The organism is Nonomuraea coxensis DSM 45129, from assembly GCF_019397265.1.
GTDB classification, from domain to species: Bacteria; Actinomycetota; Actinomycetes; order Streptosporangiales; family Streptosporangiaceae; genus Nonomuraea; species Nonomuraea coxensis.
This window is the reverse complement of record NZ_CP068985.1, coordinates 8,841,430-8,856,809: the sequence shown is the minus strand read 5'-3', so window position 1 is coordinate 8,856,809 and position 15,380 is coordinate 8,841,430. Positions and strand designations below refer to the sequence as shown.

The following is a 15,380-nucleotide window of genomic DNA, read 5'->3' as shown; positions in this document are numbered from 1 at the left end:
AGTTTCCCGTGTCCTCTTCCCGTTCCCCACGGGCGGCCTGGGCCGCCCTGAGCCGCTGGCCCCGCCGGCGCCGGCTCGCCGTGGCGGCGGCCACGCCGCTGGCGGCCGTCGTCCTGGGCGTGCCCACAGCCCTCATCCCGACCCCGCTGTTCTCCCGCTCGGTGCCGCCGGTGTGGTGGAACTACCCCGTGCTGGGCCTCGCCGCCGTGCTGACGGCCGTGGTGCTCGCCACCTACGTGCGGACCAGGACGGTCGCGGACCGGGACGACGCGACCGGGCGTTCGCTCGGGTCGGCGGGTGCGGTGCTGTCCTTCCTCGCCGTCGGTTGCCCCGTCTGCAACAAGGCGGTCCTGCTCCTGCTGGGCACCTCGGGGGCGTTGAGCTACTGGGCGCCCCTGCAACCCGCGGTCGCGGTGCTCTCCCTCGCCCTGCTGGCCGAGGCCGCCCTGCGGCGCCTGGCCACCGAGGCGGCCTGCCCCGTGCCGTCCGCCGCCTGAACCCACCCTTCTTCCTCCTCCGCACTCATCACCTGGAGGTGCCATGCCTTCCTCTCTTCGTACCCGCCGTCGCCGCCTGACCTGGATCGTCGTCAGCGGCGGTGTGACGGCCGCCCTCGCCGCGGGGCTCGCCCTCGGCGGCGTCAGCGGCGGCTCCGCGTCCCCGGCCCGGCCCGTCCCCGCCGCCTCCTCGCCCACCGTCCAGGCCACTTCCGACGAACAGCAGAAGTCGCTGCTCGCCCTCGCCCGGAGGATGGAGGGCGACCCGATGGCCCTGGGCCGAGCCGACGCACCCGTCGTACTGATCGCCTACGAGGACTTCCAGTGCCCCTTCTGCGGCAAGTTCGCGAGGGAGACCAAGCCGGAGCTCCTCCGCAAGTACGTCGACAAGGGAGTGCTGCGCATCGAGTGGCGCAACTTCCCCATCTTCGGCGCCGAATCGGAGCAGGCGGCCCGCGCCGCCTGGGCCGCCGGACAGCAGGGCCGGTTCTGGCAGTTCCACGACGTCGCCTACGCCAAGGAGCGCGCGCGTAACCAGGGCGAATTCTCCTCCGCCCGGCTGCGCGAGATGGCGCGTGAGGCGGGCGTCCCCGACCTCGACCGCTTCGAGGCCGACAAGAAGTCGAAGGCGGCCGGCGCCGCCGTGGGCAAGGACCAGGAGGAGGGATACGTGCTGGGGGTGTCCAGCACCCCCGCCTTCCTGGTCAACACCACGCCGATCCTGGGCGCGCAGCCGCTGAGCGCCTTCGGCGCCGTCATCGAGCAGGCCGCGAAGGAAGCCGGGTGATGAGCGGCGTCACCGTCTCGACGGCCTTCTTCGGCGGGCTGCTGGCGCTGCTCAGCCCGTGCAGCGCCCTGCTGCTGCCGGCGTTCTTCGCGTACTCCTTCACCAGCCGCACCCGCCTGTTGTCGCGCACCGCCGTCTTCTACGCGGGACTGTGCACGACGCTGGTGCCGCTCGGGGTGGCCGGCTCCTTCGCCGGCCGCCTGTTCTACGGGAACCGCGACCTGCTGGTCACGATCGGCGGCTGGACGATGATCGTGCTGGGCCTGGTTCAGGTCCTGGGGATCGGATTCGGATCCCGTCGTCTGCAGCAGGCGGCGGGCACGCGCAGGACGGGGTCCGCCGTCTCGGTGTACGCCCTGGGCGCCGTCTACGGTCTGGCGGGCTTCTGCGCCGGCCCCATCCTCGGCGGCATCCTCACCGTCGCGGCTCTCGACGGCAGCCCGGTGCACGGCGGTCTCCTGCTGGCCGTCTACGCGCTGGGGATGGCCGTGCCGATGTTCGTGCTGGCACTGCTGTGGGACCGCTACGACCTCGGGCGCCGGCGCTGGCTGAGGGGGCGTGTCGTGCGGCTGGGCCCGCTGACCGCGCACAGTACGTCCCTGGTCGGAGGGGCCCTCTTCGTGGTGCTGGGGATCATGTTCCTGCTCTTCGACGGCACCTCGGCGCTGCCCTCCGTCCTCGACATCGACGCCGAGGCCGCGTGGCAGGCCACCGCCGCACGGCTCGGTGACGCGGTCCCCGACCGGGCCCTGCTGCTGGGACTGGCCCTGGCCGCCGCCGGCACGGCGGCGGTGGCCGCCTTCCGGCTTCGCCGGTAGTGGTGGCCGATGCCCGGACATGAGGACGTGACCGCGTTACGGCTCGGCCTGAGCGCCCGGATGCTCGCGGGCGAAGAGCGCGCCGAGAGCTGCGGCGAGGAGGGGAAGACCGATCACGATGGCTGTGATCGCCGGCCAGGGCGTCTCGAACGGCACCCGCGCCGGCTCCTCCCACGTGGTACGCATCGTCAGAGGCCACAGCAGGAGCATCCCGGCGGGACACCCGATGACGGCGCCGAGAACTGTTCCGCACAGAGAGCTCATGCCGGCGCGGCAGGCGCAGAACCACCGGAAGGCCGAGCCCGATCCGCTACCGGCCCGTCTCATGACCCGTGCCTGGCGCGAGTTCGTGGCCTGGCCGAAGCCGGACGTCAGCGCGCACACGAGAGCGGCGAGGAACGCTGCCACAGCGACGGGCAGCCACCCGAGTGAAGCCTCGAAACCCCGTTCGACGTGGGTCTCCGCGACCGCGTCGTCCAGCCGATCGTCGAGGCGCTGCTGTTCCTGGGCGGTGACCCGATAAAGGGTGGGGTCGACGATCAGCTCGCTCGGCTGGAGCTGGTAGCCGAGATCCCGGACGATCTTCGAGGGGACGAAGATCGTCTCCATGTGAGGGTCGGAGGTCCTGGCGACGATCGCTCGGACGGTCTTGCTCGCCGTGGTCTCATCGTCCTTGTCGGTCTCGTAGGCGAGGCTCACCGAGTCGACTTTCACGTCGGCAGATGTGACCACCACGGCCGTGCCCTCGTCGTACGGCGTCGACTGATCGCCCGTGAGGTAGCGCAGCAGCTTCTCGTCACCGATGGCCTGGTCCCAGTAGACGGCCTCCTCCGGTATCTCGACGCCGTCCGCCTCAGCGCGGAAGTACCACAATGAGTCCGCGACGGTCTCGCTCTGGGCGATCGGCACGCCGGGCAGTTCCCGCTCCATCGTCGCCCGTACGGCGGCCGCGTCCGCGGCGGAGAAAGACCTTATGAACATAGAGCTTGACTGGACCAATAAGCTGCCCGGCCTCCCGCGAGGAAGGTACTCGGCCCTGCTCTGCGCCGTTTCGCCGACCGCGATGACCGTCAGCGCGAGGCCGAAGGCCGTTGCCATCATCGCCAGCGTGATCGCGAGCACCGCACGGGCCTGGCGGCGGGCCAGATCACGGACGGCCAGGCGAAGAGGTGGTGGCAGTCGCTCCGCGAACGGACCGAGGATCTCCAGCAGCCATGAGGGCAGCGGGCCGAATCCGGCGGCGAGCAGGCCCGTGCCGACGAGGGTGATCAGCAGAAATCCGAAAAATTCGATGGCGCCATAGCGTAGATCTTCACGCGCCAGCCATGCTCCGAGGCCCATCAACCAGGCGCCCGCGAACGATGTGAAGAGTCCCAGGACGACGACTCTTCGGTTCGTGAACTCGTGGCGGTTGGGCGGGGCGGAGAGCAATGCGGCAGGAATGGCCCCCATCGCGGTCATGAGGGGAAGGCCCACGAGCACGGCGACGATCAGGAACCCGATGGCGTAGAAACCAAGATCGAAAGACATGGCGGAATAGTAGTGATCCGCTACGGTGGCGTACATGCGCTCGTCACGCGGGTGCGGGTCTTGCGACGGGCCTGGGTTCCCGCGCACGTGGCCCGCCCGGGCGCCGGCAGACAATGGCAATTCCCGCTGACCAAAATCCCCCACAGGCGATTCCGTTCATGGCGGGCGGTGCAGTGGCTGATGCGGACGCGTAGGCCGTTATGGGGAGCCTCGATCATGCGATCGAGTCCAGGACGAGGCCACGTATCCCGGACGGCTCCAGTCGCCCGGCGCGCGCGGTCCTGTTCGAGGGAGCGCAGCACGGGTGCGAGGTGCGGGTGCGCGGCCTCGATCGCGGGGAACAGCTTCCTGTCCTCGCCCCGGTGATGCCCGTCGAGCGCGACGCGGCTCCAGGCGATCAGCCTGGTCGTCCGACCCGGCCGCCGGAGGTGAGGAGGAGGGCCTCGAGGTCGCGCCAGGCGGTGCCGTCGCGCATCGCCTTGCGGCACTGCACCAGGGCTCGGGGCCAGTTGACGACCACGGCGCCGCGGAGCCGGTCGCCCTCGTCCGCGTACAGGGCCGCGAACCGCTGATCGGCCATCGGATCACCCAGCACGGTCGCGGCCACCGACCGGGACGCGTCGCCGATCACCTGGATCTTCCAGGCGTGCTGGTCGCTCCAGACGAAGTGGACGGGCTGGTGCGCGCGCGGTGAGCTCGGGTCGAGGATGTTGCGCGCCACGCAGGCGGCCTGCTCGACCGCGTTGGTCCAGTGCTCGGCGCGGACGTGACGCCCTCGCGCGGGGTCGAACCAGCGCGCGACGTCGCCGACCGCGTAGACATCGGTGGCGCCCACGGCTCGGCCCTGTTCGTCGCAGACCACGCCGTCGTCCACCTCCAGGCCGGACGTGGCGAGCCAGGCGTCGTTGGCGGCGGCGCCGACTCCGGCGACCACGGTGGCGGCCTCGAGTTCGGCGCCGTCGTCCAGGGTCACCGTCAGCCGCCCCCGGCTTCCGGAGACGCCGGACACTCCGACGCCCATCAGGCACCGGATGCCCGCGCCCTCGTGCAGGGCCAGCACCGCTTTCGCGACGTCCGGGCTCAAGGACCTGCTCATCGGGACCGGCTGGGAATCGACCAACGTCACCTCGAGACCGAGCAGGCGTCCTGTGGAGGCGATCTCGGCGCCGACGAACCCGGCGCCGATCACCACCAGAGGGCCGCCGGCGACGAGGTCGCGCCGCAGGGCGATCGCGTCGGCCAGCGTGCGTACGACGTGCACCCCGTCCGTCGTCGCCCAGGGCGGGCGGTGGGCCACGCCGCCGGTGGCGACCACGACGTGGTCGTAGCCGGAGGAGCTTCCGTCGTCGAACGACACCACGCGGGCCCGCGGGTCGAGTCCGACGGCGCGCCGGCCGAGACGCAGGTCGATCCGGGCGGCGTCGGCCTGCTTCGGTGTCAGCAGGCGGATGCCGTCCGGGGTGGCCGACCCGGTCAGCAGAGCCTTGCTGAGCGGCGGCTTGTCGTACGGCGCCTCCGTTTCCCTGTCGACGAGGACGATCTCGCCGTCGTATCCGCTCGTCCGCAGCGCCTGCGCCGTGCGGACGCCTCCGACGGAGGCTCCGACGATCAGCGTGCGGGTCATGCGCCGGTCACCCTGAGCGCGGAGACGGGGCAACTGCGCACCGCCTCTTCGACGCGCCGGCGGTCTTCGTCCGCCACCTCGGTCCTGAGCAGCACGACGACTCCGTCGTCGTCGATGTCGAAGTAGCGGTCGGCGCCGACGACGCAGTTGGCGTAGCCCTGGCACGCTCCCAGGTCGGCTTCTACGGCTGCCACGTGTATCACTCCTCTGTGAAGGTCGGGGTTGCGAGGTCCGTCACCTGACGCGGATGCCGCCGTCGGAATGGGCGACGTCCCCGGTGACGCCCCGCACGCGCCGGGAGGCGAGGTAGACGTAGCTCCAGGCATGGTCCATCCCCGACATGGCGATGCCCAGGGGGACTCTTCCGGCGAGCTCGGCCTCGCGTCCGGGGGTGTCGTTCAGCCGCTTGTCCCGCAGGCCGAGCGCGGTGGGGCCGCGCAGGTCGGTGTTCATGGTTCCGCCCGGCGCGACCGCGTTGACCCGGATGTCGGGCGCCAGCTCGTGAGCCAGCGCGGTGACGAGGCCGCGTACGGCATGTTTGGAGCTGACGTACAGGACGCCGCCGCGTCCCGGGTAGTAGGCCGAGGTCGACTCCGTCAGGATCACCGAGCCGCGCGTCTTGCGGAGCTCGGGCAGCGCGGCCTTCACCGCGTGGAGGTTGCTCTTGACGTTGACGGCGAAGATCTCGTCGAAGGCGTCGTCGATCTCGTCGTCGTCCAGGTCCGCGAGGCCCCGGTAGAAGTCGAAGATCCCGACGCAACTGACCAGGACGTCGAGGCCGCCGAAATGGCGGACCGCGCCGCGCACCGCGGCGCGGTTGTCGGCGGGGATGGTCGCATCCCCGACGACGACCGGCACCCCGGGCAGTTCCGCGGCGAGCAGGTCCGCCTTGGCGTTGTCGCGTTCGAGAACGGCGACCTGGGCGCCTTCCGACAGGAACGCGGCGACGACGGCGCGTCCGATCCCGGATCCGCCGCCGACGACGAGCGCGCGCTGGCCGTCCATCCAGCCGGTCATACGAGGACACTCCTAGCGTCGAAAGGGGCGGCGGGAGCCAGGCCCGATCTGAGCAGCCGGCACGGGCGGTCCAACCGTGGGCCCGGCACGCGGGTCACGGCGTGTCCGTCAGCAGCGGCCTGAACGGATGCCCCACCATGGCGGACAGCGTCGCCGTGTTCTGCCAGGTCAGGGCCTCGAGTTCGAGCGGGTCGACGGTGATCCACTGCCCGGTCTTCGGGGAGTCGATCAGCAGGCGCGTGCCGTTCCGGGTCCGCACGCACACGACGCGGATCTCGGCGAACTCGTTGGCGATGACGATGGGGTCGCCGACCGCGTTGTCGAGGAGGTGCCGTCGCCGCGCGGCGGCGAGCTCCGCGGCGCGGCGGTCCGCCGCCTCGCCCTCCCAGGTCAGGCTCATAGGAAGATCGCCAAGTTCTGCATGCGGATCACCGACTCGTCCGCGGCGATCAGGCGGCGCGCCAGTTTCCACTCGCCCTCGCAGTGCCGTAGGAGGTCTTCGCGGCCCGCGGAGACCAGCGCGGACTCCCCGACGTCGCCGCGGCTGCGGAACAGGAGCACGGCGGACTCGACGATGAGTTCGTCGTCCCGGTCCGTGGCGAAGGTGCGCACGTTGGTGACGAAGTGCCGGAGCCGTGACGGCGGGTCCTCGGTCCACGCGTGCTCGGTCGCGAACCTGGCCACTCTCTGGCGCAGGGAGTATCTGTTCTCGTCGAAGTGGGCCATGCCGGGGGCGGTGTCGTACCCGGCGCCCAGCGCCGTGGTCACCTTCACCGGCATGTAGTAGTGGATGTCCTCGGTCAGCAGCTCCAGCCAGGCCGGGTAGTCCTGCTCGTCGAGGAGGTAGGCCTCGTCGACCAGCCAGCGGTGGGCGGTGAGGTGGCGGGCGTCGTCGAAGGCGAGAGCGCGTCCGACGCGGCTCGTGGTGGAGGCGTGCGCGCCGAGGGGTGACCGGCGGGAGTCGACGCGGATGTGGTGCGGGTTCACCGGCCGGCCTCCGGAAGGTCGTCGCCGTCGGCGAGGCGTGGTGAGGCGGGCGTCCCGACCTCGACCGGGGTGCGGCGGACGGCGGGGCGTTCCAGATGGTCGGCCCAGTCACTGAGCAGGGACCTCTGGTTGTACTCGCCGTAGCCGACCCTGGCCACGCCGGGGCCGGCGAACTCGCCGGGCGTCAGGGGAGGGACGACCGGGCTGTCGTCGGAGTGCAGCCCCATCCTGTTGTTGAGCAGCAGCCGTCGTGCCATCGACCCGGCCGCCGTGGTGGTGAGCGAGACCCAGTTCTCCACGTCGTCCTGCTCGAACATGCCGGTGCTGCCGAAGCACATGAGGTAGGCCTTGTAGGAGAGGGCCTTGAACTCCTCCGGCGCCTCCTTGTCGACGGCGAACCACGACAGCACCTCGGTCTCGTCCTCGCTGATCGGCTGCCACTGGCGGATCGAGATGAACGGGAGCACGTCCTCGGAGTCCTCGATCTTCGGCCAGTTGTGCACGAAGCTGAGGTTGGGGAACACCGATGCCGCGGAGATCATGAAGCCGTTGTCGCCGATCACCGCCAGCTGCTCCGCTGACCAGGTCGTCTTCATCCGCTCGATCATGGCGTCCGGGTAGCCGACGTACCGGAGCCGCTCGTCGAGGGTGCCCGGGGGCAGCTTGTACGTCGTGCCGCCGCCGCGTCCGGCCCAGTAGGTGCAGCCGTCCTTGCGCTTCTCCGCCTTGGGCTCACGGAACAGGCCGATCTCCACCACGCTGGCGTGGGTCTGCGGCGTGTGGTACATGTCCCCGGCGAAGTTCTCGGCGCCGATCTTCCAGTTGGCCTTGACCCGCCAGCGCTGCGGCCCCCGCAGCTCGATGCCGCTCGCCGACTGCTTGGTGTAGTAGTCGAGGTAGAACGTGAAATCCCCGAGATAGTCCCTGAGGGGCGGCGCGTCGGGGTCCAGGCTGATGAAGATCAGCCCGTTGTAGGTGTCGAGCGAGGGCGCCGGCAACAGGGCCTGCCCCCTGCGGCGGAAGCCCGCCTCGCCACCGTACGCCTCCTGGTGGAAGGGCAGGCCGACGATCCGGCCGTCGTTGCGGTAGGACCATCCGTGGTACGGGCATCGGAAGTGTGTGGCGTTGCCCATCTCCGCCCGGCACACCTGCATGCCCCGGTGCAGGCACATGTTGAACATGACCCTGACGTCGCCGTCGTTCCCGCGCGCGACGATGAAGGAGTCCTCCAGCACCCGGCGCACGACGTAGTCGCCCGGCTCGGGCACCTCCGACTCGTGTCCCACGAACATCCACGCCCGGCTGAACAGCCGCTCTCTCTCCAGGTCGAAGATCTCGCGGTCGTTGTAGATGTGGGCGGGAGTCATCCCGCGCCTGACGTCGTCGAGGACGGTTCCATGATCACGCATGGTGGATGAGCCTCAGTTTCCTAGTTCTGTCTATCAGAGGCATTCTCTACATATAAGAGTAGAACGGCAAGCGGTGCCGCGAACTTCGGCCGCGGCCCGGCGCGGCGCCGCCCGCCCCCGGAGAGCCGGCGGTGATCTGTGATCGCAGGGAAGCGAGGCGCCGGTGCCTGTTTCAGAGATATCCTCTGCACATAAGAAGCCGTCGGCGCGGGCGCTCCGGCTCGGGCGCGGACCGGCCGCGCCCCGGACATCCGTGAGGTGACGCGGTTGCCGGCCTGATGTCCGTGGTGAGGGGCGGCTGCTTTTCGTATCGGGGATGCTGCAAGAACGTGCACTGACCAGCCGTGTGCGGGAAAACCGCAGACACGTGAAAGGAGGGCGGGGGAAACGGCTCGCCAGAGCACCGCGCCCCCGGACCAGGAATGGCGGACAAGCAGCAGCCGAAGCGGCCCAGAGGAGCCCCGCAATATCCCATCGAGTCCGTGGACAACGCGTTGCGGCTTCTCCTCTGGTTCCGTGACCATCGCCAGATCCGGCTGACCGACGCGAGCACGCATCTCGGGGTGGCGTCGTCGACCGCGCACCGGCTGCTGGCGATGCTGCAGTATCGCGGGTTCGTGCGGCAGAACCCCGCGACCCGCGCCTACGAGCCGGGGCCCGCGTTGAGCTCGGTGGCCTCCGCGATCGTGCGACACGTCGACGTGCGCACGCGGGTGCGCCCGGTGCTGGAGCGGCTGAACAAGGAGTTCGGCGAGACGGTGCATCTCGCCCGGCTCGAAGGACGCAGCGTCAACTTCCTCGACGCCGTGGAGAGCACGCGCGCGGTGCGCGTCAGCTCGCGGACGGGCACGGTGGTCCCGGCCCACGCGACCTCCAGCGGAAAGGCCATGCTGAGCCGCCTGCCGATCGAGGAGCTGCGCGAGCTCTACCCGGAGGAGAACCTGGAGCCGGTCACCAAGAAGACCATCACGACGAGAGACGAGCTGGAGCTGGCGGTCGAGCAGGCCCGGCGGCGGGGCTACGCGACCAGCCAGGAAGAGAGCGAGGAGGGCGTCGCCTCCGTCGCGGTCGCGATCGAGAGTCCGAGCGGCACCCTTTTCTGTCTCAATGTGTCGGTGCCGACGTACCGCATGACCGCGCCGCTGAAGAAGGAGATCGCCCAGTCGCTGCGGAACGCCGCCGAAGAACTGGGCGCCGAGCTCGTCTGACCGCGTCCAGGAGATCGCGTGTGCCTTTCCGGCTCCTTGAACGGGTGTTCCCTCATGCCATAAGCTAGCGCTCGCTAAATTCGGGAGGGCTTCCCAGCCCACCCCGGCGGGAGGCGCCGCTGGTCTTCGCGCCCTTTCAGGAAGGAGCGTCCTGTGACCGGTCGCCCGACCGCTCTGGTAACCGGCGGCTCGCGGGGCATCGGCTTCGCCATCGCCCGCCGCCTCGCGGAAGCCGGCCACGACCTGATCGTGTGCGCCCGCCGGGCCGAGACCATGGCCGACGCCGAGCGGAGTCTGTCGGCGACCGGCGTGTGGGTGCACGCCGTGCAGGCCGACCTGGCCGTGGAGGAGGACGTGCGGCGGCTGATCCAGGTGTGTCAGGACAGGTGCGACCGGCTGGACGTGCTCGTACTCGGCGCCGGGATCGGCGCGGCGGGCCCCGTCGAGGAGCTGCCGCTGCGACGCTTCGACAAGCTGTTCGCGGTCAACGTCCGCGCCCCGTACGCGCTCGTGCAGGCCCTGCTGCCCCTGCTGCGCAAGGGAGCCGCGGAGAACCCGCGGCACGGCGCGAAGATCGTCGCGCTGGCCTCGATCACCGGGGTCTATCCCGAACCCGGCCTGGCGGCCTACGGCGCCAGCAAGGCCGCGCTGGGGGCGCTCTGCCGATCCGTCAACGCGGAGGCCTCGGCGGCGGGGGTGTCGGCCACGGTGATCAGCCCCGGCTACGTCGACACCGACATGACCCAGGGGGTCCACGACGAGGTCGAGCCGGCCGCGATGATCAGCACGGCCGACGTCGCCGAGCTCGCGATGAGCGTCACCCGGTTGTCGGTCAACGCGGTCGTGCCGGAAATCGTCGTCACCAGGCCCGGCGGGCAGCTGCATCGGGCGTGACGGCGGCACGGTGCGCGGCGATCCCGCGGTTTGCCAGACGGGGCGGTCGATGAGAAGGTCTGTCTCCCGGCCTTCCCGGGGCGTGATCTCGGTTCGACGGAACGTGTCCGCATGGCGCTTGCTGATCGTAGGTACGTGATGGCGAAGAAGAACAATGAGGCGACTCCGGAGGGAGCGCCGGCGCGCGGAGACTGGCGCCACTACGAGCCGATCCAGCTGTCGCCCATCCTGACGCACGCGCTGGAGGCGTTCTACGAGCACGGTTTCCACGGCACCACCGTCCGCGACATCGCGCGACGGGTCGGCGTGACCGTGCCGGCGCTCTACTACCACCACGAGAACAAGGAAGCCGTTCTCGTGGCCCTGCTGGAGACCGCGACCAACGACGTGATCTGGCGCGCGAGCGCGGCGGCCGAGGAGGGCGGCGACGGACCCCGGACGCGCCTGGCCAACGTCATCGAGGCGGTCGTGCTGCACATGACCCATCGCGTCCGGCTGGCCGCGCTGGACTCCGAGCTGCGCTATCTCCAGCCGGACAACCGCAGGCACTACGCGGCGACGCGCAAGAAGCTGGAGAAGCTGCTCGACGAGATCATCGAGGACGGGGTGCGCCGCGGGGTGTTCGCCGTGACCCTGCCCGCCGAGACGGCCAGGGCCCTGCTGGGCATGTGTCAGGCGATCGCCACGTGGTATCACGACGGCGGCCCGCTGCGGCCGGAGGAGATCGCCGAGCGCTACGTCGACATAGCTCTGACGACCGTGGGTGCCCGGGGCCTGCCGGCGCGCAGCGACCTCGAACACCCTGGCGGCGCTTCCTCGATCGGCTAGTCGCTCAGACGCCGATCGATCCTCAGGAGGACGGTGTTCACCACGGCCGCGACGATGACCGTCACCAGGACGATGGCGAACAGCCGCGCCGGTTCGAGCGCCGCGTACGCCGCGCTGAGCTCCACGCCGAGGCCGCCGGTCGAACCGAAGTACTCCGAGATGACGACCGAGACGAAGCCGATGCCGAAGCCCAGGCGCATGCCGACGAGGAGCAGCGGCAGTGACCAGCGCAGCCTGATCTTCACGGCCATCGCCCAGGGCGTCAGCTCCACGCTGCGCCCGAGCCTGACGAGCGCCTTCGGCGTGGTCCGCACGCCCGCGATCACGTTGACGAGGATCGGGAAGACCGCGGCCAGGAACCCCATCGACATCTTGGCCGTTCCGCTCGCGCCGAACAGGGTCAGCAGGATCGGCAGGAAGACGATCCGCGGGATGCTCCCGTACGCCTGCACGAGCGGGTCGAACACGCGGTAGGCGAAGTCGTTGACCGCGATGGCGTAACCGACCGGCACACCCACCACGAGGGCGGCGCCGAACCCGGTCGCGACGTGCAGCAGAGTGTCGGCGGTGGCCTCGACGAGCCAGCCGTCCGAGATCCCCCGCCACAGCGCCTCGACCGTGGCCACGGGCGCTCCGAGGTGACTCGACAGGAGCGCAAGGAGCTGCCAGACAGCGACGATCAGGGTCAGCCCGGCGAGGTGGAGAAGGGCGGCCGGCGGGCGGCCGGTGCCGGACGCGGCCGGGCGCCCGCCGCGGACCCGCGTTTGCTGCTTCGATGCCACGGTCATGTCGTCACGTCCCGGCGGAGAGATCGTTCGATGCGCGTGAGAACCAGGTTCACCAGGATCGCGAGGGCGCACACCACGACGATGTTGGCGTACATGCGGTCCACCGCGAACGTGTGGTAGCTCTGCCCCACCCGGTAGCCGAGCCCGGCGCTCGCCACGATGAACTCCATGCCGATCGTGGTCACCAGGGCCGCGAGGAAGCCGACGCGCAGCCCCGGGAAGATCAGCGGAATCGCCGCGGGAAGGAACACCTTCCGGTACGCCGCGGTCCGGCTGAGCAGCAAGGAGGTGGCGAGCCGCTGAAGCCCCCGCGGAATCGCGCCCAGTCCGGCCGTGGTGTTGAGCGCGACGGGAACCATCGTCACGGCCGCCACGACGATGATCGTCGGCCCCCGGTTGAGGCCGAAGATCGTGAGCAGGACGGGGTAGAAGACGAGCAGCGGGACGGACTGGAGCGCGACGAGATAGGTGCTGACGACCGCCTGGACGCGCCGGAGCCGGGCGACGGCCACGCCGATGCCGATGCCGGCGGTCGCCCCGATCAGGAACCCCGCGGCGAGGGTCGTCAGGGTGGCCGCGAGGTCGTGGACGGTCTCCGGAGTGCCGATCAGGTCGACGACCTGCGTCGCGATGACGGAGGGCTGTGACCACGTCAGCGGGTCGAGCAGTCCCGCCGCGGCCCCGGCCTCCCAGAGCGCGAAGAAGCCGACGACGAGGGCGGCCTGGGTGGCCGGCACCTGCCAGTCGGCGCGTGGCCGGCCGCCTCGCCGCGCGCGGAGCATGGCGCTCAATCCGTGCCCCCCACGAGCTGCCGGTTGGCCTCGTCGCGCAGGAGTTTCCAGATGACGCCGTTGAGTTCCTGGAACCGGGGGTCGAGCGGAAGGTCGGTGCCGCGCGGGCGCGGAATGTCGATCACCACGCGCTCCTTGATGCGCGCCGGGCGTTGCGACATCACCCAGACCTCGTCGGACAGCGCGATCGCCTCGGGGATGTCGTGCGTCACGAACAGGACGCTGCAGCGGATCCGTTCCCAGATCTTGGTGAGCTCGGTCCCCATCATCATGCGCGTCTGCTGGTCGAGGGCGCCGAACGGTTCGTCCATGAGCAGGATCTCCGGATCCACCGCGAGCGCGCGGGCGATCGCGACCCGTTGCCGCATCCCGCCGGACAGGTCTCCCGGGTGCTTGTCCGCGAACCCGTCGAGCCCGACCAGGTTGATCAGCGCGTCCGCGCGCTCCCGTCGCTGCTTCTTCGGGACGCCCGCGGCCTCCAGGCCGAAGGCGACGTTGTCCCGTACCGTGCGCCACGGCAGAAGAGCGGCTTCCTGGAAGACCATGGCGGTCGTCCGGCGCGGTCCGCGGATCTCCTCGCCGTTCAGCCGGGCCGAGCCCGACGTGGGGGCCAGCAGCCCGCCGGCGATGTCCAGCAGGGTGCTCTTCCCGCACCCGCTGGGGCCGATGACGGAGACGAAGCAGCCTTTCGGCACGGCGGCGGTGACGCCCACGAGCGCCTCGATGGTTCCGCTGGCGGTCCGGTACGTGAGAGCCGTGTCCTCGAACTCGAGCACCGCCTCGCCCGAGGTGGTCACAGGCGCTCCAGAAGACTCGTGTCGAGCAGCCCGGACACGTCCGCCTGCTTCGTCAGGCCGAGGCTCATCGCGGCCTCCGCCGCCGACCGGACGCCCTCCTCGTTGATCTCGACCTTCCAGGCCTCCTTGGGAACGGAGCCGAGGGCCTCCTGCGCGACGGTGGCGTCGAGTTTCAGCGCGGGTCCCCAGATCGACGCGGCGCGCTGGACGTCGTCGGTGATCAGTGTGAGGGCCGAGCGTACGGCCTCCATCCACCGGAGCAGGCCGTCGCTGTTCGTCTTGAGCGCCTTCTCGGTGACGCAGACGCAGACGTCGGCCCATCCCGGATGGAGTTCGGCCGCGGTGATCGCGACCTTGCCCGCGCCGGTCGTGACGAGCTTGCTGGACGTCGGGGGAACGAGGGCGCCCAGGTCGACGATGCCCTGTTCGACGGACGGCCAGACCGAGGCGTAGTCGCCCACGCTCACGACCTGGACGTCGACGCCCGGCTTGAACCCGCCCTTGGTGACGGCGAGGTTGGCGAAGAACTCCACCGGACTGCCGGTCCCGGCGATCCCGATCTTCTTGCCTTTGAGGTCCTTCGGGGAGGTGATCGTGGTGTCGGGGCGGCCGACGAAGACGACGGAGGCGGCGTTGAACCCCCCACCGATGATCCTCAGGTCCTTGGCGCCGCCCTGGTAGGCGAGAACGGTGGAGATCGTCGCGGCCGACCCGAAGCCCGAACCACCGCGGATCGCTCGGATCGTTTCGGTCCCGCCGGCGAGGTGGACATTGGAGATGGACAGCTGGTGCTGGGCGTAGAACTCGTGTGCGGCGATCACATAAGGCGCCGCCGAGACGATCGAGTCCAGTCCGGAGATCGCGGCCTGGCCACCGAGCTTCCCGCTCTCGGCACTCTTGGTCGACGCGTCGTTCGATGAGGTGCACGCGGACAGCAGGGCGACACCGCCGATCGCTGCTCCGACGCGGAGGACTTCGCGCCTGCTGAGGCGGGAAATGCGCAGAGCGTCACCTCGAAGATTCGCCATTTGGGTCCTTCTCCTGTCTCAGGAAAGCCGAAGGTGCGCGGTTCGCCTGGTTGATCCGGTTGCGGGAGGCTAACAGAATGGAATTCTGCTGTCCAGAGTGGATTTCTTGCGTCATGGGCTGGTGCGGGGTGTCGTCGCCCAGCGCATCGCATGGGTACGGGCTGGGAGTTCTCGGGGTGGTCCACGCGGCTCGGCGGGGCCGGGTCCGCGGGAGTCTCCGGGAAGGGGGAAGTGGCTTCGGGCCGGGCACCCCCGGCTCGGGAGGCTCGGCCGCGGAGAGGCGACCTACTTATCGTTCGCTCAGAAGGTAGGGGGGAGGCGATCGGCGGGTCAATCCCCCGGCGGGCACATTGACCGGATGACGCGCGCAGTGCAGA

The 15,380-nt window shown here is 70.2% G+C and carries 17 protein-coding genes; 6 read left to right on the top strand and 11 right to left on the bottom strand.

The window, feature by feature from the left end; genetic code table 11:
* Positions 1-8 precede the first annotated feature (8 nt).
* Genes Nocox_RS41545 through Nocox_RS41535 form a run of 3 tightly spaced genes read left to right on the top strand, consistent with a single transcriptional unit; the run spans position 9 to position 2,102 of the window.
* Entirely contained in the window at positions 9-497 is a 489-nt protein-coding gene (locus tag Nocox_RS41545) for a hypothetical protein (RefSeq protein ID WP_026213878.1), read from the top strand.
* Positions 498-540: 43 nt separating this feature from the next.
* On the top strand, positions 541-1,284 hold the full coding sequence (locus Nocox_RS41540; protein WP_026213877.1) for a DsbA family protein: 744 nt from the start codon (positions 541-543) through the stop codon (positions 1,282-1,284).
* A complete protein-coding gene (locus Nocox_RS41535) occupies positions 1,284-2,102 on the top strand; it encodes a cytochrome c biogenesis CcdA family protein (RefSeq protein ID WP_020540914.1) in 819 nt (272 codons plus the stop codon). The genes Nocox_RS41540 and Nocox_RS41535 overlap by 1 nt, the downstream gene beginning before the upstream one ends.
* Positions 2,103-2,138: 36 nt before the next feature.
* On the opposite strand, the gene Nocox_RS41530 is transcribed toward Nocox_RS41535, so the two are convergent.
* The 7 genes from Nocox_RS41530 to Nocox_RS41500 all read right to left on the bottom strand — a co-directional run bounded on the left by Nocox_RS41530 (position 2,139) and on the right by Nocox_RS41500 (position 8,669).
* The gene (locus Nocox_RS41530; protein WP_157382795.1) at positions 2,139-3,632 is read right to left on the bottom strand and encodes an FtsX-like permease family protein; all 1,494 of its coding nucleotides are present in this window, start codon (positions 3,630-3,632) and stop codon (positions 2,139-2,141) included.
* 397 nt (positions 3,633-4,029) lie between these two features.
* Positions 4,030-5,256, bottom strand: a complete 1,227-nt coding sequence (locus tag Nocox_RS41525) for an NAD(P)/FAD-dependent oxidoreductase (RefSeq protein ID WP_020540912.1) — start codon at positions 5,254-5,256, stop codon at positions 4,030-4,032.
* Positions 5,253-5,450 carry a ferredoxin gene (locus tag Nocox_RS41520; RefSeq protein WP_020540911.1) on the bottom strand — a complete coding sequence of 66 codons (198 nt, stop codon included), beginning with the start codon at positions 5,448-5,450 and terminating at the stop codon, positions 5,253-5,255. The genes Nocox_RS41525 and Nocox_RS41520 overlap by 4 nt, the downstream gene beginning before the upstream one ends.
* Positions 5,451-5,490: 40 nt before the next feature.
* Positions 5,491-6,273, bottom strand: a complete 783-nt coding sequence (gene hcaB / locus Nocox_RS41515) for a 3-(cis-5,6-dihydroxycyclohexa-1,3-dien-1-yl)propanoate dehydrogenase (protein WP_020540910.1) — start codon at positions 6,271-6,273, stop codon at positions 5,491-5,493.
* Between the two features lie 94 nt (positions 6,274-6,367).
* Positions 6,368-6,673: a hypothetical protein gene (locus Nocox_RS41510; protein ID WP_020540909.1), complete on the bottom strand. Its 306-nt coding sequence runs from the start codon at positions 6,671-6,673 to the stop codon at positions 6,368-6,370.
* Positions 6,670-7,260: a 3-phenylpropionate/cinnamic acid dioxygenase subunit beta gene (locus Nocox_RS41505; protein ID WP_020540908.1), complete on the bottom strand. Its 591-nt coding sequence runs from the start codon at positions 7,258-7,260 to the stop codon at positions 6,670-6,672. Before Nocox_RS41505 ends, Nocox_RS41510 begins: the two co-directional genes overlap by 4 nt.
* Positions 7,257-8,669 carry a Rieske 2Fe-2S domain-containing protein gene (locus Nocox_RS41500; protein ID WP_051112434.1) on the bottom strand — a complete coding sequence of 471 codons (1,413 nt, stop codon included), beginning with the start codon at positions 8,667-8,669 and terminating at the stop codon, positions 7,257-7,259. Before Nocox_RS41500 ends, Nocox_RS41505 begins: the two co-directional genes overlap by 4 nt.
* 482 nt (positions 8,670-9,151) lie before the next feature.
* Between Nocox_RS41500 and Nocox_RS41495 the strand changes: the two genes are divergently transcribed.
* The 3 genes from Nocox_RS41495 to Nocox_RS41485 all read left to right on the top strand — a co-directional run bounded on the left by Nocox_RS41495 (position 9,152) and on the right by Nocox_RS41485 (position 11,599).
* Entirely contained in the window at positions 9,152-9,877 is a 726-nt protein-coding gene (locus Nocox_RS41495) for an IclR family transcriptional regulator (RefSeq protein WP_020540906.1), read from the top strand.
* 153 nt (positions 9,878-10,030) lie between these two features.
* Positions 10,031-10,771, top strand: a complete 741-nt coding sequence (locus Nocox_RS41490) for an SDR family NAD(P)-dependent oxidoreductase (protein WP_020540905.1) — start codon at positions 10,031-10,033, stop codon at positions 10,769-10,771.
* Between the two features lie 138 nt (positions 10,772-10,909).
* Positions 10,910-11,599, top strand: a complete 690-nt coding sequence (locus Nocox_RS41485) for a TetR/AcrR family transcriptional regulator (RefSeq protein ID WP_020540904.1) — start codon at positions 10,910-10,912, stop codon at positions 11,597-11,599.
* On the opposite strand, the gene Nocox_RS41480 is transcribed toward Nocox_RS41485, so the two are convergent.
* From Nocox_RS41480 to Nocox_RS41465, 4 genes are read right to left on the bottom strand one after another with little or no spacing between them, the layout of a single operon-like run.
* Positions 11,596-12,387, bottom strand: a complete 792-nt coding sequence (locus Nocox_RS41480) for an ABC transporter permease (protein ID WP_020540903.1) — start codon at positions 12,385-12,387, stop codon at positions 11,596-11,598. The genes Nocox_RS41485 and Nocox_RS41480 overlap by 4 nt on opposite strands.
* The gene (locus Nocox_RS41475) at positions 12,384-13,169 is read right to left on the bottom strand and encodes an ABC transporter permease (RefSeq protein WP_020540902.1); all 786 of its coding nucleotides are present in this window, start codon (positions 13,167-13,169) and stop codon (positions 12,384-12,386) included. The genes Nocox_RS41480 and Nocox_RS41475 overlap by 4 nt, the downstream gene beginning before the upstream one ends.
* Before the next feature lie 5 nt (positions 13,170-13,174).
* Entirely contained in the window at positions 13,175-13,975 is an 801-nt protein-coding gene (locus tag Nocox_RS41470) for an ABC transporter ATP-binding protein (protein ID WP_020540901.1), read from the bottom strand.
* A complete protein-coding gene (locus Nocox_RS41465) occupies positions 13,972-14,796 on the bottom strand; it encodes an ABC transporter substrate-binding protein (protein WP_020540900.1) in 825 nt (274 codons plus the stop codon). The genes Nocox_RS41470 and Nocox_RS41465 overlap by 4 nt, the downstream gene beginning before the upstream one ends.
* Positions 14,797-15,380: the final 584 nt, after the last annotated feature.

Bases quoted from the DNA above. Each gene is read 5' to 3' on its own strand.
- Nocox_RS41540 (WP_026213877.1), top strand. From the start codon at position 541: ATGCCTTCCTCTCTTCGTACCCGCCGTCGCCGCCTGACCTGGATCGTC.
- Nocox_RS41525 (WP_020540912.1), bottom strand. From the start codon at position 5,256: ATGACCCGCACGCTGATCGTCGGAGCCTCCGTCGGAGGCGTCCGCACG.
- Nocox_RS41500 (WP_051112434.1), bottom strand. From the start codon at position 8,669: ATGCGTGATCATGGAACCGTCCTCGACGACGTCAGGCGCGGGATGACT.
- Nocox_RS41475 (WP_020540902.1), bottom strand. From the start codon at position 13,169: ATGCTCCGCGCGCGGCGAGGCGGCCGGCCACGCGCCGACTGGCAGGTG.
- Nocox_RS41535 (WP_020540914.1), top strand. From the start codon at position 1,284: ATGAGCGGCGTCACCGTCTCGACGGCCTTCTTCGGCGGGCTGCTGGCG.
- hcaB (WP_020540910.1), bottom strand. From the start codon at position 6,273: ATGACCGGCTGGATGGACGGCCAGCGCGCGCTCGTCGTCGGCGGCGGA.
- Nocox_RS41480 (WP_020540903.1), bottom strand. From the start codon at position 12,387: ATGACCGTGGCATCGAAGCAGCAAACGCGGGTCCGCGGCGGGCGCCCG.
- Nocox_RS41510 (WP_020540909.1), bottom strand. From the start codon at position 6,673: ATGAGCCTGACCTGGGAGGGCGAGGCGGCGGACCGCCGCGCCGCGGAG.
- Nocox_RS41485 (WP_020540904.1), top strand. From the start codon at position 10,910: ATGGCGAAGAAGAACAATGAGGCGACTCCGGAGGGAGCGCCGGCGCGC.
- Nocox_RS41530 (WP_157382795.1), bottom strand. From the start codon at position 3,632: ATGTCTTTCGATCTTGGTTTCTACGCCATCGGGTTCCTGATCGTCGCC.